The following is a 21,207-nucleotide window of genomic DNA, read 5'->3' as shown; positions in this document are numbered from 1 at the left end:
GTCCCTTCTTCAGGTGGACGGGAATGGTCGGCCCCCAGAAGACGCACTCCGAGGCAGCCCCTGACCGGTGAGCATTGTGAAGTTGCTGGTCACGGAACCGGTGTGCGTGATGTCCGGGATGCTCGTGCTGGTCGCGGGCGGATGACTTCGGTGAAGATCGTCCGTCAGCGGGAGACTTCACGGTTCGTCAGGACCAGCAGGGCCCTTGCCGGCGCGGTCGCCGACGTCAGGTGGGTGCGTACCCTGCCGAGGACCCGCCAGTTCTTCGGGTGTATATAAATCGCCAAGTGCCTGTGAATCTGGGTGGAAAGAGGAATCGTATGAGTGGTCCCGCCGATGTCGTTGCCTCCTACTTCGCGGAAGTCACCGCGGGTGATGCCGCCGCCGTGGCCGCCCTCTTCGCGGCGGATGCGGTACTGCACAACGCTGCGGGAACCCTGACGGGGGCGGACGCGATCAGGCGGATGTATGAGGAGGCCCTGCCGTCCGCTGGGATGAAGCCCAGCCCCAGGCGGTTGATCGTAGACGGTGAAGACGTCGCCGTGGAGATCGACCTGATCGCGTTCGGGAAGACAGTCACCCTTGCAGATTTCTTCACGATCCAGGACGGCAAGATCCAACGACTCGCGATGTACAGCCTGACCCCGACGGATGGTCAGCTCTTCGACAAGGTCGGGATGGACCCGGCGCAGTAAGTGACTCTGTAGGGAATCTTGAGATCCAAGGCCGTTTGCCTCGCCACCACAGAGGCCGGGGCAATCCTCGTGCGTCGAGGTACTGCTGGAACGCGGTGGGAGGGCGGGCCGGTTGGAGTGGCGGGCGGGCTCTTGGAGCCTCGGCCGCTCGACGTTGATCGCGAGTGCGGTAAGGGCGTGCTGCACATGAGTCTTGGCCAGGCCGCGGCAGCGGCACCAGCGTCCTGGGTGGCCGTCCGCGAAATCTTCGTGCGAAGACGCCGTCGGCGACGTTGATGGACGACGTGAGCGTGACGTTGGAACACTGAGTGGGCAACGGGGCTCGTTCGAGCGGGAAGACCTTGGTCGGCTTCTTCGCTCTACCAGGAGCCCCGTTGCCATGACCTGGGCTTCCCCGAAAACCCTCGATCGGATCTTGGTCGATCGTCTGTCCTACCGGGAGCCCCGTTGCCGTGTCCCGAGACCATCCGCCGCATCATCAGATCGAGGCGAACCGGCGCATGCAACCCCGAGTCTTCTTCACCCGAATCAGTCACCAGCACCCGCTCTACCTGCAGCTAGGCACTAAATCACCGGCATTGCAGCTCAGAGGGCACTTTCGCTTTTCTGATCAAGATCCAGACACCATCAACCGAAACGCGCAGGCTAGTAGACGCACCTCACCTCGGCCCAGTACCACGTGGCACCACCGTTCAGGTACGTACCAATAAGCGTCACGGTGGCCGATGCATTGGGGTGAGAGCGGTAGCAGTTGTTCCGGGCCTGATCGGCCGCCCCCCCTGGATAATTCGCGTTACCGTACGTGTATTCAGTGGCTGCCGCCGCAGGCAGGGCCATGACCGTTGTCAGGGCCACCGTCGCAATCCCGAGCGCCGCAGACGACCTTGTCACCCAGCGCCGTGCATGTCCGTTTGTCGCCTTCATGGTTGATCCCTCCTGTAGAGCGCGTCCGCACATTGACACGTCACGACGCCCCGGCCGCATGAGTGACTCCCATGGCGGCGAGCAGGGCATCAGCGATCACATGCAGACGGATAGGCCTTTCCGGTTTCCTGGATCAGCTTAACATGAAAATTGGATAGGGTGATCCGGTTGTGGGTCGGGGTGACGTGACTCCTGGCGCCCAGCGATCGGACGCTTACGCCGCTACGCCGAGCGGAACAGAGAGCGGATCATCGCCGCCGCAAGGAAGGTGTTGGGTGCGGCGGCTCTGTTTGAGGGGGCGGTGATCAGCGGGGGTTTCGCGTGCGCTGAACGGCACCTTCAAGGCCGAACTGATCGAGATGCAAGGTGGCGTCGCGCCAGGTGGTGTAGCGGATCAAGGCGCCGGAATCCGCAGGTCATCGCCGCATCGGCGCCGTTTGGGGCCGCGCATGGCGCTGACGGCAGGTCAGTCGCTGCGCGACACGGGAGCCGTGCCTGTGGCGAGGCCGCCGCGCGGCGTACCGGAACGCGTCGAGCAAGGTCGCTTGCACCACGTGGCGGGACACGACCTGAGGTGCCCTCAACCATTGCAGGCTGAGGGAAAATCACCCATGCTTCTGACGCTGCATCAGATACGCCCCGCCGGCCCCCTGACGCAAGTGAAGAGAGGCCCCGCATGTCTGTGACTCAGCGCAGTAGCCGAAAGATCATGATGACGCCGGACGAAGTGGACGAGTTCCTCGCCACCCAGCGCACGTGCCGAATCGCTACCGTCTCAAACGACGGCGCCCCGCATGTCAGTGCCCTTTGGTTCGCCTGGGACGGCACCTCGCTGTGGCTGTACTCCATCGTGCGCAGCAAGCGATGGGCCGACATCCGTCACGACGCGCGCATAGCTGTCGTCGTCGACTCCGGTGAGGGGTACGGGGAACTGCGCGGAGTCGAACTGTCAGGCACAGCGGAGTTCGTGGGCGAGATCCCCCGCACCGGAGAACCGTGTACCGAACTCGACGCACTGGAACCGCTGTTCGCCCGCAAGAACTTCGGCCTCGAGGCGATGCCGCACGACGGTCGGCATGCGTGGATCCGCCTGACCCCGTCGAAGACAGTCTCCTGGGACTTCCGCAAGCTGTGACAACCAGGGCGTACCCAGCGGTGACCAGCTCGGCCACCACGCGTCTCATCAGAACCCGTGGCCTCCAGGTGAGGCTCGGCCATCGGCCAAGCGCAGCAGCAGACCGGCCAGTTGCCCGATCGGAGGCGATTCATGTCACATCAGCGTCCACGTCCCGAACAACGTCCACGTCCCGAACAACGTCCACGTCCCAAGCAACTGGACTCCCCGCTACTGCCGCGCCTCTTCAAGTACATGGCCAAGACTCAGGTGTGGGCCTACCGCCGTACCCGCGGCCGGCTCGGTGGGACGTGGCGTGTAGCCGCCGGCTTCCGTAAGCCCGTGCCCGTCCTGCTCCTCGAGCATCGCGGTCGAAAGTCCGGCAGGCTCCACACCACGCCACTGCTTTACATGACCGACGGCCCGGACACGGTAGTCGTGGCCTCCCAGGGAGGGCTCCCCAAAAACCCTCAGTGGTATCTCAACCTGCGCACCCACCCGGACACCCACATCCAGATCCGCGCCGAGAGGAGACCTGTTCGCGCCCACACCGCGGATCCGCAGGAACGCTCTCGTCTCTGGCCCCTGCTGTTAGAGGTCTACGCCGACTTCGAGCTGTACCAGACATGGACCGAACGCGAGATCCCCGTCGTGGTGCTCCGACCCCGAACCGACGGGTGAGTCCCCCAGAGCAACGCGTTGCACAGAGCCCGGTCGCTCAGTCAGCGACTCTGTCGGGGAATCTTGAGGACAGGCAGTAAACGATCGTGACTTTGTGTCAGGTTCGTCAGATCGTTCCGCCCCTGTACCGCAGCAGCTCGATGTGTCCCTCCAGCCTCATCCCGGAGCCAAGACCCCGCCGCTGACCGTGCGGGTCGCCCGAGCCAGCAACCCCACGGCACCACCACGATGTGGATCCGCGACCACCCCGAAGGCCTGCGGAACGACGGGGACTTCACCGCCTGGTACCCGCGCGACGGCCGCCCCGGGCTCTCGCCCGCACAGCTGGCCACCGTCTGTGTGCTGCAAGGTGATGAACCTTTCGGACCGCCAGCCGCCGATGCAGTGCGCTGCCGCATCGACTTGAAATACGCCCTCGGGCTGGAACTGGAAGACCCCGGCTTCCAAGAGAGCGTTCTGTCCGACTTCCGCGACCGCCTCGCCGAAGGCGACCGCTCCGACCGGCTGCTGGGCCTCGCTCTGACGGCAGGTCAGCCGCTGCGCGACACGGGAGCCGTGCCCATGGCGAGGCCGCCGCGCGGCGTACCGGAACGCGTCAAGCGAGGCCGCTTGCGCCACCTGGCGGGACGCCACCGCACCTCTCAGGCTTCCGAATCCGATCGCCGTGGCTGGAGAGGTCAGGAGGTGCTGAACGGATAACGGACATAGGCCAAGTGCCGGGAGTCAGGCGCCCAGCATGGAACGTTGATGCTTCCCTGGCCGCCCGGGAGTGTGACCAGGTCACGTGGTGGACCATCCGGGAGGTCGATCAGGCGCAGGACGACGGGAAGGTCGGCCGGGTGCCCGACGGTTCCCGGGGGGTAACTGAGATAGACCAGTCGCTGTCCGTCGGGCGAGGGGTGCGGGAACCAGTTCACGCGGTCGTCGAACGTGAGTTGCCGCACGGCCCCATCGACAAGGTCGTGCCGGAAGAGCTGTGCGTGACCGGGCACGCTGGACGCGACCTCCGAGTTGAAGAACACGCTCGCGCCGTCGGGGGAGAAGTCCGGCCCGTCCGCGGGGGAGTACCCGTCACCGATGAGTCGCTCCTCGCCGCTCACAAGGTCGAGGGACCACAGCGCGCGTCTGCCCCACTCGTCTCCGTCGAGGGCCTCCGTGCCGACGTAGACGAGGGTGCTGCCGTCGGGCGAGACGCCGTGCAAGAAGTGGCGGAATCGCCGCTCCGGGTCCTTGGGCGCCGTGATGCGCTCGGGCCGGCCCCCCTCCCAAGGCACCCGGTACAGGTGCCAGTCGTTGGCCGACACAAGGTGCCAACGGCCGTCCGGTGACACGAGGTGGTCGTTGTTCAGCTCGGGCAGCCCGGGGGCGTGAATCGGTTGGAGGCCCGAGGGTGCGCGGCTGTCCACCCGGAACAGGGCGCCGTCGGCGTTGACGACGATCCAGCGTCCGTCCGGGTGCCAGTTCGGCGACTCGAACAGCTGGTCCTGTGACGACGCCACCAGTCGGGAGGAGCCGGAGTCCACGTCCAGGACGCACAGTTCCGCGCGCTGGCCGGGAAGAAGCGTGCGGGCGTATCGCACCGGCTGCTCGGTCTCTTCGGTTTCCGCGGTCTCCTTGGAGTCGAGCTGGTCCTTGTCGTGCACGGTTGCATCCGCCTTCGTGTCCGATTGCATCGTCGTTTCCGTCAACGTCCGGTTTGTGATGGGCCGTTTTACTCGCCGGCGAGGGCAAGCTCCTCGGCGCAGCGGTAGGCCAGCGCGAGGATGGTCAGTACCGGGTTCACGCCACCGTTGGTGACGTGCAGGGACGCGTCCATGACCCAGAGGCCGGTATGCCCGTGCACCCGCCCGAACGAGTCGGTCACCGAGGTCGCCGGGTCTGTGCCCATGCGAGCGGTGCCCGCCTGGTGCTGGCCCGCGGACAGTCCCGTTCCCACGGGCAGCGTCCACACTCGGCGCGCGCCGGATGCGTGCATCCAGCGTTGGGCACGCTCGCGCAGCGCCTTCGCGGCCCGGACGCTCTCCGGGTGCTGCACCCCGGAGAGCCGTGCCACGGCGTCACCGCCGGAATCCAGCACCCCGGAGGCAAGGGTCACCCGCGCCTCCGGATTCGGAATCTCCTGGATCGGGCCCATGATGTGCGAGGTGCGCAGGTAGGAGTCCCGCATCCAGCGCTTCGCCTCATGCCCCCAGCGCGGTACGTCCGTTGGCATCGCCCAGTCATGGAACAACACAGGCATCTTCACCACCTCATTGGCCAGTACCCCACCGCCGATCGCCTCGCTACCCAGATCGTGGGTGTAGTCGGCGGTCGCTATCGACACCCCCGGCCCCTGGAGATCCTGGACGCGTTCGTCGAACAACCCGAACGCGCCGACGTAGTTGTGTCCCTGGAGGTGTCGCCCGACCTGGTCCGTACGGTTTCCCAAGCCGGCGGGATGTTCGTCGGTGGCGCTCGCCAGCAACAGCCGGGCGGTCTCGATCGCCCCGGCGGCCAGGACAACGGACCCGGCGCGCACTTCGGCGTGGGTTCCGGTGGTCATGTCGCGTACGACGACACCGGTGGCGCGTCCGGTGCCGTCCACCAGCACCCGCTGGACCCGCTGCCCGGTGACGAGCCGGCACAGTCCGGTGCGCAGTGCCAGCGGGATGACAGTGTTGTGGGAGCCTGCGCGGGCGTCGACCGGGCAGCCGAAGCCGATGCACTCACCGCAGCGCACACAGGCCGCGCGTCCGTCGCGGGGCTGGGAGTTGATCAGCAACGGCACCGGTCCGGTGCTCAGGCCGAGCGCTTCGGCGCCCTTGCGCAGCACTTCGGCCTCGCGCGTAGGCGACTGGGCGGGCATCGGGTACTCGCGGCTGCGGAAGCCCTGGCACCGGTGTGCCCGCCCGTCGCCGCAGACCCCGAACTCCTGCTCCACCCGCGTGTAATGGGGTTCGAGGTCGTCGTAAGTCAGCGGCCAGTCCGCGAGGGAGCTGCCGTCCGGCACGCCGTACCGTGACGCCATACGGAAGTCGTCGGGCTGGAAGCGCCAGGCCATGCCCTGGTAGACGCGGGTGCCGCCGCCGACGGTCATGGCGTTGTTGTGCCAGTCCCGGTGGTAGGGCTGGTCGACCCGACGGTCCGCTTGGCCGGGTTCGGCCACCACACGCGGGTTGCCGGTGTACTCGGGTCCGGTCGTGTGGCCGTAGGCAGGGAACCGGTGGTTGGCGAGATGGTCGTGGCCGATCTCCTCGTACGTGAGGAACCGGCCGCGTTCCAGCAACAGCACCCGGGCTCCGGCCTCGGTCAGGACGCGGGCGGCCACTCCGCCTCCGGCGCCGGCCCCGACCACCACCACGTCCCACGCCTGCCGCAGGGCCTCGGGCCCTGAGGCGAGCGGACGGGCACGATGGACCGGTGCCTCTGCAGGCTGCTTCGGTGAGGGATCGTAGCCGAGTCCCTCCCAGGAGCCGCTCTCCTTGCGCCCGTAGTACCCGTGGGCGGCCACGGCGGCCATCGTCGCGACGAACTCAGCAGGTGAGACCGGCCATCCTGAGCGCGTCCGGTCCGCCTGCAACTCGGCGACCAACTCGGTTCCCAGAACGGCTCCCGCTGCGAGCTCGACGGACAGTGCGTCCAGCCCAGGCGCGAACAGCTGTGCCCAATACGTCGCGTGGTCGCGATCGGCGAGGCTGTCCATCCAGTCCAACAGCCCGGCCTCGGTCGCGCCGGGCTGGGAATCGGCCGGGACGAGAACGTCGAGCAACTCGGCGACGAGCGCTCGATTGGAGTACGGGATCACTGTGTGTCGTCCTGCCTTCCGATCGTGCGGCCTTCCGAACGGGCCCGAGCGCGCGAGCCTCCCACCGGGTCAGGTCAGGTCTGGTTGCTGAACGCGGCGTCGAAGGACTGCTTGCCGGGGGCGAAGTCGAACTGCTTCAGAGTCCGCAGGGCTTCGGGGGCCCCTGTGAGGCGGTCCATTCCCGCGTCTTCCCATTCGACGGAGATGGGGCCCTCGTAGCCGATGGCACTGAGGGCGCGGAAGCAGTCCTCCCAGGGGACGTCGCCGCGGCCGGCGGAGACGAAGTCCCAGCCGCGATGCGGGTCGCCCCAGGGCAGGTGGGAGGAGAGGATCCCGGCGCGCCCGTTACCCATGCGCATGCGCGTGTCCTTGCAGTCCACGTGGTAGATCCGGTCCGCGAAGTCCGTGATGAACCCGACCGGGTCGATCCCCTGCCAGAGCATGTGGGAGGGGTCCCAGTTGAGGCCGAAGGCCTCGCGGTGCCCGATGGCTTCGAGGGCGCGCCGGGTGGACCAGTAGTCGTAGGCGATCTCGGAGGGGTGGACCTCGTGGGCGAAGCGGACCCCGCATTCGTCGAAGACGTCCAGGATGGGGTTCCACCGGTCGGCGAAGTCCTGGTACCCGGCGTCGATGACGTGGGCCGGTACGGGCGGGAACATCGCCACGTACTGCCAGATCCTGGAGCCGGTGAATCCGACCACGGTCCTGACGCCCAGGGCCCGGGCGAGGCGGGCGGTGTTCTTCAGTTCCTCGGCGGCGCGCCGGCGTACGCCCTCGGGTTCGCCGTCGCCCCAGACGCGGGAGCCGACGATCGCCTGGTGGCGGAAGTCGATGGGGTCGTCGCACACGGCTTGGCCCTTGAGGTGGTTGGAGATGGCCCACACCTTGAGCCCGTGGCGTTCGAGGATGCCGAGCCGGTCGGCGACGTAGTCGTCGTCGTCCCACCGCCAGGCGTCCAGGTGCTCGCCGGAGACGGCGATCTCCAGCCCGTCGTAGCCCCACTCGGACGCGTGGCGGGCCACTTCCTCAAGCGTCAGGTCGGCCCACTGGCCGGTGAACAGAGTGAAGGGACGGGGCATGGATTTCCTCTTCTCGGATGATGCTCGGATGGCTCGCGGATGACTCTCGGTCGGACCCGGCCGGTTCCCGGTTCACAGTTGGATGGCCTTGGCGGTGGTGGCGGACTCCTCGATCGCGGCCAGGACCCGCTGGACCCGCAGGCCTTCCTCGAAGGAGGGGCTCGGAGAGGCGCCGTCGCGGATGGCGACGAGGAAGTCCCGGATCTGGTGGGTGAAGGTGTGCTCCCATCCGATGACATGGCCCGGGGGCCACCACGCGCCCACATAGGGGTGATCGGGCTCGGTGACGACGATCCGCCGGAAGCCCTGCTCGGCGCCCGGAGCGGTGCCGTCGAGGAACTCGAGCTCGTTGAGCCGCTCGAGGTCGAACGCGAGCGCCCCGTGAGAGCCGTAGACCTCGATCCGGAGCGAGTTCTTCCGGCCGAGTGCGACCCGGGAGACCTCCACTGAGGCCAGCGCGCCGCCGGCCAGGGACAGCGTGGCCCAGGCCGCGTCGTCGACCGTGACGTCCTCCGGGCCCCCGGGACCCGGGCGCCGCTCGACGAAGGTGTGCAGGCGCCCGGAGACGTCGGTGACGGTGTCGCCGAGGAGGAACTGGACCTGGTCGATCACGTGGCTCGCGATGTCGCCCAGGGCCCCGGATCCGGCCGTCTCCTTCCGCAACCGCCAGGTCATGGGCGCGGACTCGTCCGCGAGCCAGTCCTGCAGGTAGGAGGCTCTGACCTGCCGGACGGTGCCGAGCCGGCCGTCGGCGATGAGTCGGCGCGCGTACGCGAGGGCGGGCACTCGCCGGTAGTTGAAGCCGACCATCGACTGCACCCCGCGTGCCCGCGCCGCCTGCGCGGCCGCGACCATGTGTTCCGATTCCGTGAGCGAGTTCGCGAGCGGTTTCTCGACCAGGACGTGTTTGCCGGCTTCAAGGGCCGCGATGGCGATCTCCGCATGCAGCCACCCCGGTGCGCAGATGTCCACGATGTGCACATCGTCTCGGGCGATGACGTCGCGCCAGTCCGTTGCAGCCTCCGCCCATCCGAACCGGGCCGCCGCCTGGGCGACCTGCTCGGCGTCCCGGCCGGCGAGCACGCGCTGCTCGACCGTCGGCACATCGAAGTAGGCGGCCACGTTCCGCCAGGCCTGCGAATGGGCCTTGCCCATGAAGGCGTACCCGATCATCGCGACGCCGAGCGGCGCGGACCCGCTCGGGCCTGCGGCGGCCGTCATGCGGAAGCTCCTTCGAACGTCACCTCGGTGGGCGCCCAGTCCTCGCCCAGTGGCGCGGAGGCCGGCGCCGAGCTGGTGACGTCGACGAAGGCGCCCGTCTCGATCGCCTCCGCGATCGAGACCATCGTGTCCACCACGTGGTGGGCGAGCTCACCCGTAGCACGGTGCGGCTCGTCGGCACGGATGGAGCGTGCCATGTCGAGTACGCCCATACCGCGCCCGTTGGCCGGTCCCGCGGTCGGGAGCGGCGTCCACTCCTTCTCGCCCGTGCGGCAGATCCGCAACTCGCCGTCGAAGTAGTTCGGGTCCGGCAGACGGAGCGTCGCCTCGGTGCCCGTGATCTCCACGAAGCCCTGGCGTTCATGCGGTGACTCGAAGCTGAACAGGCTGTGCGCGGACGCGCCGCCCTCGAACTGGATCAGAGCGCTCACGTGCGTGGGCACCTCGACCTCGAACGTCTCGCCCGCCTTGGGACCCGAACCGATGACCCGTGTGGCCTGGGCCTTCGACCCGACGGCGGCGACCCGGCGCACGCTGCCGAACGTCTGTATGAGCGTGGTGAAGTAGTAGGGACCCTGGTCGAAGAGCGGGCCCGCGCCGTACTGGTAGAGGAACGCGGGATTGGGATGCCACGACTCCGGACCGGGTGTCTGAAAGACGGTCTGAGCCGTGAGCGGTACGCCGATGTCGCCGCGCTCGATCACCCGGCGCGCCGACTGAAGGCCCGCGCCCAGGAAGGTGTCCGGCGCGCATCCGAGCCGCAGTCCGGCGTCGTTGGCTTCCTTCAGCAGCCCCAGGCCGCTCTCGCGGTCGAGCGCGAAGGGCTTCTCGCTCCAGACGTGCTTGCCCGCGCGGACCGCGGCGGTGGCGACCTCGACGTGCGCGGCCGGGACGGTGAGATTGACGACGATCTCCACGTCCGGGTGCCGCAGCGCGACTTCAGGGGTTCCGTGCTCGGCGATCCCGAACTGCTCGGCCCGTGCTCTGGCGGCTTCGGGGCGGATGTCGGCGACCGCGTGGACCTTGAGATCCGGAAACGAGGTGAGATGGTCGAGATAGTGCGCGCTGATGACGCCCGCCCCGATGACGGCGACGCCGACCGGTCCGCGGCTCATCGGGCGTCCGCCTCTGCGGCCGGCCGAGCCGGGGAGCCCGCCTGGAGGTAGCGCAGCGATGCGGTTACGCCGTCGAAGATGTCGTGGGCGTAGTCGTCGAACTCGAGAACCGTGAGCTCGAGTGAGTTCGCCGCGTCGAGGATGCCCCGGACGTCCATCGTCCCCTGGCCAGCCGGAACTTGGGCATGGGTGTCCTCGGTCCCTGGGCCGTCCTTGATGTGGACGGCGACGACGCGCTCCCCCAGACGCTGGAGCAGCGCCGCCGGGTCCTCGCCGCCCACAGCCGCCCAGTAGGTGTCGACTTCGAGGACGAGTTCGGGATCGAGCAGGCCGGCGAAGAACTCCAGCGGCGTGACACCCTCGATCTTCGGGGAGAACTCCCACCAGTGGTTGTGGTAGCCGACCCGGATGCCGTACTCGGCGCCCTTCCTGGCCGCCGCGTTGAAGCGGGCCGCGACACCGCGAATCGCCTCGGCGTCCTGCCAGTGCTCGGCGGGGAGATACGGGTCGATCACGATGCCCATGCCGAGACGCTTCGCGGCGGCGAAGATCTCGTCCTGGTCGCCGGAGAGCAGCGGTGCGTGGCCCGACGGGGCCGTGACCCCGGCATCCGCGAGCGCGGTGGCGAGTTCCTCGGCCTGCGCCACGAAGTTGTACGGCTCCACCTGGGTGAATCCGATCCCGGCCAGACGCCGGATCGTGCCGGCCAGGTCGGTCTGCAGCGCGTCCCGGACGGTGTACAGCTGGACGGAGCAGTTCATGGAGAACGATGTCCTCTCGGAAACGTGAGCGATGAAGTGGGCTGTGCGAGTCGTTGGTGATGCCGTCAGCGGCCCGCGAGGGAGCCGCCGATGCCACCGACGCTGAAGTACCTGTTGAGGGCCACGAAGATGGCGACGGGCGGGAGCATCATGACGACGGCGACAGCCATGACGGACCCCCAGTCGGTCATGTTCTGCTGGAAGAAGGACTGCACGCCCACGGGAAGGGTGAAGATCTCCTGCGAGCGCAGGAACACGACGGCCACGAGGTAGTCGTTCCACGCGAGGAGGAACGCGAAGATGGCGGTCGAGAGCACTCCGGGGAGGCTGTTGCGCAGCACGACCTTGGTGAACGAGCCGAACACCGAGCAACCGTCGATCCAGGCCGCTTCCTCCAGGCTGACCGGGATCGAGTCGAAGTAGGCGGCCATCATCCACGTCGCGACACTCATGGTCGAACCGACGTAGACGATCGTCAGTCCCCACAGGTTGTCGACCAGGCCCATCTTCGCGAAGAGAATGAACAGCGGCACGACCGCGGTGATGATCGGCAGGGACTGCACGACGAACAGCAGCAGCGAATAGCCCGCCACCGCGCGACTTCGCCCCCGCGAAAGCACGTATCCGGCGGGTGCGGCGACGGCCACCGACACGACAACCGTGGCGAGGGTGGTTGCCAGGCTGTTCCCGAGCCAGGTCAGCACGAGGGTGTCGGAGAAGACATGGCTGAAGTTCTCGACCGTGAAGCTGCTCGAGGTGCTCTGCGCGCCGGGGGTGAAGGCGAGGAAGAGTACGACGAAGACCGGTACGAGGACGACGGCCGTGATGACCAGTATCAGGGCGAAGCGCCACCATCGTCCGCGCAAGTCGGCCTCGGAGACCGTGCGGGACCTGGGTCGGCTGCTCGTCGCACCGGCGGAGGAGGTATGCGTGGGCAGGACGGTGGTCATGCGACGCTCGACTTTCGGATCTGGCGGTAGAGGATCACCGAGACGGCCACGAGGGTCATCGTCATGAGGAAGGCGACCGCGACGCCGGGGCCGGTCTGGAAGTTCTGGAAGACCATCCGGTACGCGTAGACGACCAGGGAGCTGGTGGAGTCCACCGGGCCACCGCCGGTGAGGAGGTAGATGGCCGGGAAGTCGTTGACGCAGAAGATCGTCATGAGGATCCAGCTGATGTACGTGGACCGCGCGATGAGGGGCAACGTGATCTGCGTGAACTGCTGTCGGCGGCTTGCCCCGTCCAGGCTCGCGGCCTCGTACACCGTCCCGTCCACCGAGGCCAGTGCTGCCGACGACATCAGCATCATGAACGGGAAACTCACCCAGACCTTGAAGACGCAGACGGTGACGACGGCGAGGGTCGGGTCGGCCAGGAACAGGGGCGTGCCCAGTCCCAGAGCGCGGCACAGTGCCGGGATGGGGCTGCTCGGGGTGGAGACCAGCCAGTTCCACGCCGTCGAGGAGACCACGACCGGCACGACCCACGGCAGCAGCAGGAGCACCTTGAACAGACCTCGCGCCGGGATCCTGGCGCGAAGCAGCAGGGCGAGTGCCAGACCCACCGCCCACGAGCCGAACACGCCGACGACCGTGAACACCAGGGTGAACTGAGCGGCCTTCCAGAACGCCCGCGAGCCAAGGACGTCGATGAAGTTGTCCAGTCCCACGAAGCTGCCGGAGTCGGTGAGAGAGCCGTTGTGGGTCGCCTGGATGGCGGCGTACACGAGCGGATAGCCCTGGATGAGGACGAGCAGGAGCACCGACGGCAGGACCAGCCAGAAGAACGTCCTCGTCGTCTGCGCCCCGAGCCGGCCCCTGCGGTTCGCCTTGCCGGGAGCCCGTCCGGTTCCGCCGGGAGCGACACCCCGGCGCGCTTTCACGAGCCCGGACATCCTGACGGTGGAGCTTCCGGCTTCAACGGTCACCTCGCTGCGGCGGAGCCGGGCATGGTTGAACGTCGTAGTCTTCATGACACGCCTACTTCATGACGGATTGCAGGCCGGACTGGAAGGTTTTGAGTGCGGTCTTGGCGTTGGTCCTGCCTGTGATGACCGTCTGGGCGAACTGCGTCAGCGCCTGGCCGCCGTCGAGGACCGCGAGGTCCGCGTTGAGCGTGGTGCTCCGCGCCGCGAACGTCTTCCCGATCGGGACGTACTCCTTGATGATCTTGACGTTGTTCGGGTCGTCGGCGAACTCCGGCATCTCGGTGATGGACTTGAACACCGGGAGCAGGGACACCAGTTTCTGCTGCCAGAGCTGCTTGAGCTGGCCCAGGTAGTAGACGAGGAAGGCATCGGAGGACGCCTGCGACGGCGTGTTCTTGTACATCATGATGTTGTTCAGGAACATGAGGACGGCCTTGTCGCCGTGCGGGCCGGCGAGCGGACTGGCCACCAGCGTGTCGTCGGCCGTCACGCCCGCACGCTCGGGAAGCGCGGCGAAGTAGAGGCCGTAGGCGGACTTCTTCTTCTTCCACTGGCCCAGCATGTCGTCGACCGTGTAGCTCACGGCGGCCCGGTCGATGACGCCGTTCGAGACGAGTTCCAGCATGAACTCGGTGGCCTCGACGTTCCGGTTGTTCATGACGTCGAGTTGCCCGTCGGGGGAGAAGACGCCGCCACCATTGTTGATCATCATGGCGAGGACCAGGTGGTTGGCGGCGTAGTTGCCCGAGCCCGAGCCCGTTCCGAAGCCGCTGACGCCGATCTTCCTGAGCGCCTTGCCGGCGGTGAGCAGCGAGGGCCAGTCGGTCGGGACGTCCACGCCGGCCTTGTCGAAGAGCGACTTGCGGTACCACAGGACACGCATGTCGATCCCCCAGGGGATGGCCACGTAGCCCTTGTCCGACTTGAACGGTTCGAGGAGGCCGGGGAGGAAGTCGCTGTAGCGGCCGTTCTTCTTGAGCGCGTCGATGACGCCGTCCGCGTAGGCGATCTGGCCCTGCTGCTCGAACTGGAAGGCCTGGAAGCCGCCGCCGGTGGACACCGCCGGGCCGGTCTTCGACGCGATGGCCGAGGCGAAGGTCTGGTAGAAGTTGCTCCACTGGATGGTCTGGTAGCTCGCCTTGAGGTTGCCGGACGCCGGCTTGTACGCCTGGACCACCTTCTTCGCGGCGTCGTTGTAGGCGGGGACGCCCCACGGCATGTCCCAGAACTTGATGGTGTTGCCACCCCCGGCGGAGCCGGAGCCGCTGCCGCACGCGGCGAGTGCGGGGCTCGCCGCGGCGGCGGCCGCGAGGCTCAGGAAACCGCGGCGCGTAAAGGTGGTGCCGGTTGATCTCATGGCTGTTCCTTCTTCGTTGAAGGGGCTGGAGACGGAATGCGGTGCTTCGGCCGGGGAGGGCGGGAGCCGCGGAGAAGACGTGGTGACGGCAGGGCGAGGCCGTTGAAGACGAGTCCCTGAGGGCGATCACGACGGCCCTCGTCGGTTGGCGCGGGCAACGTTTCCCAGTCCGGCCAACTCGGTTTCACCGGGACCCTAGGGCGACTTTTGACGGGAAGCAAGACAAAGTTCGAAGAATTCTGTCCGACTTTTACTCGGTAACAGCGAAAGTAGCTGTGGAATACTCCGTTGCATGGCAGAACACCGACACAAGAGACACCGTGTGTACGACCCCGTCACCCAGGGTGAGCAGCCTGCTGCCGCCGGAACCTTCCGCGTCGGTGATCTGTTCCAACTCCTCCGCGACGGACGTCCCTGGACGCGCACCGAGCTCGCCACGACCACAGGTCTCGCCCGCTCCACCGTGGCCGGCAAGGTCGACCCGCTGCTGCGCTCGGGGCTTGTCGTCCCGGTCGGCGACGCCCGGTCGAGCGGTGGCCGGCCGGCGTCCCGCTTCGCCTTCGATCCCCAGGCACGCACGGTGCTCGCGGCCGACGTCGGCGCCAGCCATGTGCGCGTGGCCCTCACCGACCTCAAGGGCCAGGTGCTCGCGGAGGAACGTGCGGACCTGCCGGTGGCGGCGGGACCCGACGCACTGCTCGGGTACGTCACCGACTCCGGCAAGCGCCTGCTCGCCGAAAGCCGGCGACCGGACAACCTTGCGGGAGTCGGCATCGGCCTCCCGGGCCCTGTCCAGCACTCGACGGGGCGGCCCGTCAAGCCTCCGATCATGCCCGGCTGGGACGGGTTCGACGTCGTCGGCTTCGTCCAGAGAACCCTGCCCTCGCCTGTCCTCGTGGACAACGACGTCAACATCATGGCGCTCGGGGAGCGGGCGGGTTTCTGGCCCGACGTCGACGACCTTCTGTTCGTCAAGGTCGCCACCGGCATCGGTTCGGGAGTCATCAGCAGCGGTCAGCTCCAGCGCGGATCCGAGGGCACCGCAGGCGACCTCGGACACGTCCGTGCCGCCCGGGGCTTGGACATCGTGTGCCGCTGCGGCAATACGGGGTGCCTCGAGGCGATCGCGTCCGGAGACGCTGTCGCCCGGTCCCTCGCCGCCCAGGGACTGGATGCCGCGAGCGGCGCCGACGTCGTCACGCTCGCCGAGAAAGGCAACGTCGTCGCGATCCACGCCTTGCGGCAGGCCGGGCGCGACATCGGCGAAGTCCTCGCGACGTGCGTCAATCTGCTCAACCCGAGCGTGATCGTGATCGGCGGTTCCATGGCCGCGGCCGGTGAGCACCTCATGGCAGGGGTACGCGAAGTGGTGTATCACCGCTCGCCTCCGCTCGCGACCACCAACCTCCGGATCGTCCTCTCCCGCGCCGGCGACCGGGCGGCCAGCATGGGCGCGAGTCAGCTCGTCTGCCAGCACATCCTCTCCCCGGAGGGGATCGAGGCCGAACTCGCGAGCAGGGCTGGCACCGGATGACCTCTCCTCGGGCCACCGTCAACGACCGGAACGGTGTGTCCGAAGAGTGCCTTCGGCACTTCCACGCGAGCCAGGCCCCGGCGCAGCGCGTCGCTCGGAAGTCGTCCTGAGCCATCGGTCCACCCGATGGTGGCGGACCGACAACTCGCCGCAGAAGGAACGCTCTGAGGGCGGAGGGGCACCGGCGGCCGGGAGCTCCTGTACCGAGCAGCCCACTCATCGGCGGAGAGTGACTTCGGGGATTTCGACGGGTGGCAGTCCGACGTACTCGCGGTAGGTGCTGATGGTGCGGTAGAGCCCGTCCTCCATGCTGAAATGCGGGGCGACGCCCAGTACCTCTCTCGCCTTGGAGGCGTCGAAGCGGAGAGCCCAGTTGGTCTCCGCACCGGCCTTGAGACCGGCCGCTTCGCCACCGTCGACCAGTTCCATGTCGGCATCCGGGAGTACCTTGCGAACGAACTCGAACGCCTCGCGGATGGGCCGGTAGTCGCCGGATGTCACGAAGCTCTCGCCGCTGCCGGCACGGGACGCAAGCGCGGTGAGGAAGGAACGCGCGACGTCCTCGATGTAGTGGAAGCCGAGGCTCCGGTCGCCGAATGGCACGACCGACGGGCCGATCCCGCGTGCCGGGTTCTCGACGAGGTTCACGAACCAGGTGTTTCCGCCGCCGCGGCCGGTCTTGACGTGCTCTCCGAAGCCGTAGACCTTGCCGAGCCGGAGCCCGACGACACTGAGGCCGGAGTTCACGTGGTAGCGGCGAGCGATCTGCTCCACGAATGCCTTTGTGCTGCCGTAGGTGGATTGCGGGTCGAGCATGCTGGTGTCGTCGATCGCCCCTGAGGTGGTGATCGAACGGGACCCGTAGACGTTGATGGAGCTGGCCCAGACCACACGTTCCACGCGGTTCTCGAGCGCTGCCTCGAAGACGTTGACACTGCCGCCGACGTTCACCTCGATCGCGCGCGGAATGTTCAGCTCGGAAGCCGCCGCCACCAGCGAGGCCAGGTGGATGATGCCGGACACCCCGTGCGTCTCGATCGTGCGGCTGAGGAGCGCACGATCGCGGATGTCGCCGACCACGACGGTGACCCGGTCCCATCCGCCGTCCCCGACGATGTAGCGGGCGTTGTCGATGTCGGGGTACTCGCCGGTGCCGTCTGGGCTTCCGCCGAAGAGCCCGTACAGGACGACGTCTTCGCCGGCCTCGACGAGGTCACGCACGATGTAGCCGCCGACGAAACCGATACCGGTCACGAGAACTGCCATGAAGATCCTCCTGTGCGATGCGCGGGCCGTTCGATGCATCGGTCGGGCGCCGGGACAGGGCCGACGAGCGTCACGCCGACGTCGAGCCCGGCTGGAAGTGGAACGGCTCCGTCGCCGCGCGGTCGTAGGCGAAGTCGCCCGGGACCTCCGGCCGGGGCGAGTCGGCGGATTCGATCGCGGGAACGGTGACGAAGTCCGTAAGGTCCGCCTCACGCGTCAGGTTCCAGTAGTCGAGGAGCCGCCACGGGCTGTTGGTGACGATGCGGCCGCGGGAGTTGCGGAAGTAGGTGGACATACCCGGGTGGCTCCAGATCATCTTCTGGTGCATCGCCTGGATCTTTGCGTTGTACGCGTCGTACACGTCGCTCCGGCACTCGATCTCGCGCAGAGAGTGCCGAGCCATCTGGCGCAGGGAGGACAGCACGTAGTCGATCTGGCACTCCACCGTGAAGATGAAGCTGCCGCCGTGCCCGAGCGCGGTGTTCGGACCGTAGAGCATGAAGAAGTTGGGGAACTGCGGAACGACGGTGCCCAGGTACGCGCGGGAATCGTCGTCGTCCCAGGCCTCGCGGATCGTCGTGCCGCCCCGCCCTGTCACCTGTACCGGAGCGAGGAACCGGGTCACGTCGTATCCGGTGGCGACGATGAGGACGTCGACCTCGTGTTCCTCGCCGCTCGCGCTCCTGACCTTCTTGCCGTCCACGGCGGCCACGCCCTCGTCGACCAGCTTCACATGCGGCTTCTTCAGCGCGTCGTACCAGCCGTTGTCGAGCAGCATGCGCTTCCCGAACGGGGGGAACGTCGGGGTGACCTTCTCGATCAGGTCCGGACGATCGGCCAGCCGGTCCTTGATGTAGCGCGTGAAGACCTCGCGGTGGCCCTCGTTGGCCGCGTTGATCGAACGCTCGGGGTGCTCCCATTCCGGGTCCTTCTGGAGCGCCTCGTGCACCTGGCTGTCGAAGATCCAACTCAGCCGCAACCGGTACAGCCACTGGTAGTGCGGCACTTCTCGCAGCAGGAACCGTACCGCTTCGGGCACCGGCTTCCTGAACTTCGGGAACGGCGCCGCCCATTGGCGTGATCGCTGGAAGACGGTCAGGGAGCCGACGGTGTCGGCGATGGCCGGCACGAGCTGCATGGCGCTCGCGCCGTTGCCGATGACGGCGACACGCTTGCCCGCAAGGTCGATTCCCCGGGACCACTGGGAGGTGTGCACGACCGGCCCGTCGAATTCGTGCAGGCCCGGGATGTCCGGCCACTTGGGCGTGGTGAAGCCACCCACTGCCGACACCACCGCGTTGGTGACCAGTGCCTCCTGGCTTCCGTCGGAGCGCCGTAGAAGGGAATGCCAGGTGTGGGTCTCTTCGTCGTAGCGCGTACTGACGCACTCGGTGCCGAACCGGACCTCGCCCAGGACACCGGTCTCCTTGGCGACCCGCTGGAAGTAGCCTTCGACCTCGCCCTGGAGCGGGAAGAACGTGGTCCAGTCGCCGTCGGCGAAACTGTACGAGTACAGATGACCGGGGGTGTCCACGCCGCACCCCGGGTAGTGGTGCGAGTGCCAGACGCCACCGGCGTGATCCTGCTTCTCGATGATCGTGTACTCGACCCCGGCCTGCCGGAGCCGGAACGCCGCGGCGATGCCGGACATGCCGGCGCCGATGATCAGCACCTTGAAGCCTTCGGGCAGGCCGATGGGGGCCGGTGCCTGCCCGGAGTATCTCTCCAACTTGTGGAGCATCAGCTGGGCGTAGTCGGCCGGGATGGGCTGAGCCTCCGACACGGTCATCATCCGTATGAGCTCGTCCGCTGTCGGCCGGGGCTTCGCGATCCGGCCGCTCCGCTTCCACGCGACGATCGCCTCGAGAGCAGAGGAGCGGACCTCTTCCTGCATGGCGGGCAGGAGGCCGCCCGAATCGTTGTCGTCCCAGCGGCTGGCCTCGGGAGTGAAGGGCGGAAGGAGCCAGCGCTCCTCACCGGTGAACTGGTAGAGCAGGAGAAGCAGCGTGGGGATGTTCGCGGACGGAAGCGCCTCGGCCAGCTCCTTCCGAAAGAGCTCGATTTCGTCGTGTTCGCGGGGCATCAGGTCCTCTTCCATTCCTCAATACCATGCATCATCGATAAAATATTTGACTCGCTGACGCACTGGTACCGCTCGTTGTCCGAAGCTGTTCGTTCTAGGCCAGCGAGTCGGCGATCGCCGGCGGGACGCCGATGGACTTCAGCTCGACGAAGGGGTCGAGGCCCTCGCGGCCGAACTCGCGTCCCACACCGCTGTACTTGACGCCACCCATCGGCGCCTGGAATCCGGCCGGGCTGCCGTTCAACTCGACCGTCCCCGTCTCCATGCGCCGGGCCACGCCGAGGCCGCGTTCGAGGTCGGTGGTGAACACGGCGCCGTTGAGCCCGTAGGTCGAGTTGTTGGCGATCGCGATCGCCTCCTCCTCGTGCGCGTAGGGGATGACCGCGACGACGGGTCCGAAGATCTCCCGCTGAGCGATGGTCGCGTCCGGGTCCACGTCCGCGAACACCGTCGGCTCGACGAACCAGCCCCGGTCGATGTCCGGCCGGCCGCCACCGCGGACCAGTCGGCCGCCTTCGGCCAGCCCGGCCTCGATATAGCCCTCGACCTGAGTGCGCTGCCGCTCGCTCACGAGCGGGCCGATCTGCGTCGACGTGTCGCGCGGGTCGCCGATGACCATCGTGTCGAGCATGCCGCCCAGCCGGTCGATGAACTCGTCCTGCAGACCGGCAGGGACGACGAGGCGCGTCTTGAGGGTGCAGATCTGTCCGTTGTTGCGGAAGCTGCCGAGCCGGAGCGCCTCGACGGTGAGATCAAGGTCCGCGTCCGGGAGCACGACGGCCGCCGACTTCCCGCCGAGCTCGAGAGTCACCCGCCTCAGGTCCTGGCCGCACAGTTCCGCGATGCGCCGACCCGCGGCGCTGGACCCGGTGAACGTCACCTTGGCGACCCCGGGGTGGCTGATCAGGTACTCGCTGACGTCCCGATCCGCGGGAACGATGTTGACGACTCCCGGCGGACATCCGGCCTCTTCGAGGAGCCGGGCCACGACGTACGCGTCGAGCGGCGTCTCTGGTGAGGGCTTGAGCACGATGGTGCATCCCGTGAGCAGGGCCGGGACGAGCTTCTGCATCGTGAGCGAGAGGGGGACGTTCCATGGCACCACTCCGGCCACCACGCCGACCGGCTCGCGTAGAACGAGCGCCTGGCCGTGCTCGGAACGCCGGACCGACCGGAACGGGTACTGGCGCGCGGCCTCGATGTAGCCCTCGAGGATCCGAACGGGATTCACCACCTGAATCGCACGCGACTGTGAGATCGGGCAGCCCATCTCCTCGGTGATGACCTGGGCCAGCTCGTCGGAGTGCTTCACGAGAAGGTCGCGAAGCCGCTCCAGGAGAGCGATCCGGTCCTCGAGAGTCGTGGATGCCCAGGGGTTCGAGATCAGTGCCGCGTGAGCGGCCGCGACCGCGCGGTCGATGTCCATGCGAGACCCGGCCGGAACCGTCGCGATGACCTCTTCCGTGACGGGAGAGACGACCTCGATGCGATCGTCCCCGGCGGGCGCCGCCCAGTCGCCTCCGATGTAGAGCCGGTCGTGGCTGCTCACTGCGCCCTCGGTCATCGTGAACCCTCTCGATGCGTGTGTGCCGGCCCCATGGATCGACACATGTCGACGGCAACGCGAAGCCGCCAGGCTGTGATCCCTGGCCACGGGCAACCG

The 21,207-nt window shown here is 67.6% G+C and carries 17 protein-coding genes; 5 read left to right on the top strand and 12 right to left on the bottom strand.

What is annotated here, in order from left to right:
• The first annotated feature begins 320 nt into the window (after positions 1 to 320).
• From ACFY1E_RS12905 to ACFY1E_RS12890, 4 genes are all read left to right on the top strand, one after another.
• Positions 321 to 695 carry a nuclear transport factor 2 family protein gene (locus ACFY1E_RS12905; protein ID WP_389074794.1) on the top strand — a complete coding sequence of 125 codons (375 nt, stop codon included), beginning with the start codon at positions 321 to 323 and terminating at the stop codon, positions 693 to 695.
• A gap of 1,600 nt (positions 696 to 2,295) precedes the next feature.
• Entirely contained in the window at positions 2,296 to 2,754 is a 459-nt protein-coding gene (locus tag ACFY1E_RS12900; RefSeq protein WP_389074791.1) for a pyridoxamine 5'-phosphate oxidase family protein, read from the top strand.
• Between the two features lie 132 nt (positions 2,755 to 2,886).
• Positions 2,887 to 3,414, top strand: coding sequence for a nitroreductase family deazaflavin-dependent oxidoreductase (locus ACFY1E_RS12895; RefSeq protein WP_389074789.1), 528 nt, complete (start codon positions 2,887 to 2,889; stop codon positions 3,412 to 3,414).
• A 228-nt stretch (positions 3,415 to 3,642) separates the two neighbouring features.
• Positions 3,643 to 4,113 (top strand): transposase, encoded by a 471-nt coding sequence (locus ACFY1E_RS12890; RefSeq protein ID WP_389074787.1) that lies wholly within the window; start codon positions 3,643 to 3,645, stop codon positions 4,111 to 4,113.
• Here the strand turns inward: ACFY1E_RS12890 and ACFY1E_RS12885 are convergent.
• The 9 genes from ACFY1E_RS12885 to ACFY1E_RS12845 all read right to left on the bottom strand — a co-directional run bounded on the left by ACFY1E_RS12885 (position 4,092) and on the right by ACFY1E_RS12845 (position 14,661).
• Complete coding sequence (locus ACFY1E_RS12885) at positions 4,092 to 5,087, bottom strand: TolB family protein (RefSeq protein WP_389074784.1); 996 nt, start codon at positions 5,085 to 5,087, stop codon at positions 4,092 to 4,094. The genes ACFY1E_RS12890 and ACFY1E_RS12885 overlap by 22 nt on opposite strands.
• 38 nt (positions 5,088 to 5,125) lie before the next feature.
• Positions 5,126 to 7,198, bottom strand: a complete 2,073-nt coding sequence (locus tag ACFY1E_RS12880; protein ID WP_389074783.1) for a GMC oxidoreductase — start codon at positions 7,196 to 7,198, stop codon at positions 5,126 to 5,128.
• A 74-nt stretch (positions 7,199 to 7,272) separates the two neighbouring features.
• Entirely contained in the window at positions 7,273 to 8,277 is a 1,005-nt protein-coding gene (locus ACFY1E_RS12875) for a sugar phosphate isomerase/epimerase family protein (RefSeq protein WP_389074781.1), read from the bottom strand.
• A gap of 72 nt (positions 8,278 to 8,349) precedes the next feature.
• Positions 8,350 to 9,498 (bottom strand): Gfo/Idh/MocA family protein, encoded by a 1,149-nt coding sequence (locus tag ACFY1E_RS12870; protein ID WP_389074779.1) that lies wholly within the window; start codon positions 9,496 to 9,498, stop codon positions 8,350 to 8,352.
• Positions 9,495 to 10,613, bottom strand: coding sequence for a Gfo/Idh/MocA family protein (locus ACFY1E_RS12865; protein ID WP_389074776.1), 1,119 nt, complete (start codon positions 10,611 to 10,613; stop codon positions 9,495 to 9,497). The genes ACFY1E_RS12870 and ACFY1E_RS12865 overlap by 4 nt, the downstream gene beginning before the upstream one ends.
• Complete coding sequence (locus ACFY1E_RS12860) at positions 10,610 to 11,374, bottom strand: sugar phosphate isomerase/epimerase family protein (protein WP_389074773.1); 765 nt, start codon at positions 11,372 to 11,374, stop codon at positions 10,610 to 10,612. Before ACFY1E_RS12860 ends, ACFY1E_RS12865 begins: the two co-directional genes overlap by 4 nt.
• Positions 11,375 to 11,439: 65 nt before the next feature.
• On the bottom strand, positions 11,440 to 12,324 hold the full coding sequence (locus ACFY1E_RS12855; RefSeq protein WP_389074771.1) for a carbohydrate ABC transporter permease: 885 nt from the start codon (positions 12,322 to 12,324) through the stop codon (positions 11,440 to 11,442).
• On the bottom strand, positions 12,321 to 13,349 hold the full coding sequence (locus ACFY1E_RS12850) for a carbohydrate ABC transporter permease (RefSeq protein ID WP_389074768.1): 1,029 nt from the start codon (positions 13,347 to 13,349) through the stop codon (positions 12,321 to 12,323). The genes ACFY1E_RS12855 and ACFY1E_RS12850 overlap by 4 nt, the downstream gene beginning before the upstream one ends.
• Before the next feature lie 7 nt (positions 13,350 to 13,356).
• The gene (locus ACFY1E_RS12845; RefSeq protein WP_389074765.1) at positions 13,357 to 14,661 is read right to left on the bottom strand and encodes an ABC transporter substrate-binding protein; all 1,305 of its coding nucleotides are present in this window, start codon (positions 14,659 to 14,661) and stop codon (positions 13,357 to 13,359) included.
• A 292-nt stretch (positions 14,662 to 14,953) separates the two neighbouring features.
• Here ACFY1E_RS12845 and ACFY1E_RS12840 point away from each other — a divergent pair, with 292 nt between their 5' ends.
• Positions 14,954 to 16,195, top strand: coding sequence for an ROK family protein (locus tag ACFY1E_RS12840; protein ID WP_389074762.1), 1,242 nt, complete (start codon positions 14,954 to 14,956; stop codon positions 16,193 to 16,195).
• Between the two features lie 216 nt (positions 16,196 to 16,411).
• Here ACFY1E_RS12840 and ACFY1E_RS12835 read toward each other — a convergent pair whose 3' ends face one another.
• From ACFY1E_RS12835 to ACFY1E_RS12825, 3 genes are all read right to left on the bottom strand, one after another.
• Positions 16,412 to 17,461: an NAD-dependent epimerase/dehydratase family protein gene (locus ACFY1E_RS12835; protein ID WP_389074761.1), complete on the bottom strand. Its 1,050-nt coding sequence runs from the start codon at positions 17,459 to 17,461 to the stop codon at positions 16,412 to 16,414.
• Between the two features lie 70 nt (positions 17,462 to 17,531).
• A complete protein-coding gene (locus tag ACFY1E_RS12830) occupies positions 17,532 to 19,559 on the bottom strand; it encodes an FAD-dependent oxidoreductase (RefSeq protein ID WP_389074758.1) in 2,028 nt (675 codons plus the stop codon).
• Between the two features lie 79 nt (positions 19,560 to 19,638).
• The gene (locus tag ACFY1E_RS12825) at positions 19,639 to 21,108 is read right to left on the bottom strand and encodes an aldehyde dehydrogenase (RefSeq protein ID WP_389074757.1); all 1,470 of its coding nucleotides are present in this window, start codon (positions 21,106 to 21,108) and stop codon (positions 19,639 to 19,641) included.
• Between the last annotated feature and the right edge of the window lie 99 nt (positions 21,109 to 21,207).

The sequence above is a fragment of the Streptomyces sp. NPDC001604 genome, from assembly GCF_042893475.1.
GTDB lineage: Bacteria > Actinomycetota > Actinomycetes > Streptomycetales > Streptomycetaceae > Streptomyces.
This window is presented reverse-complemented; position numbering and strand designations above follow the sequence as displayed.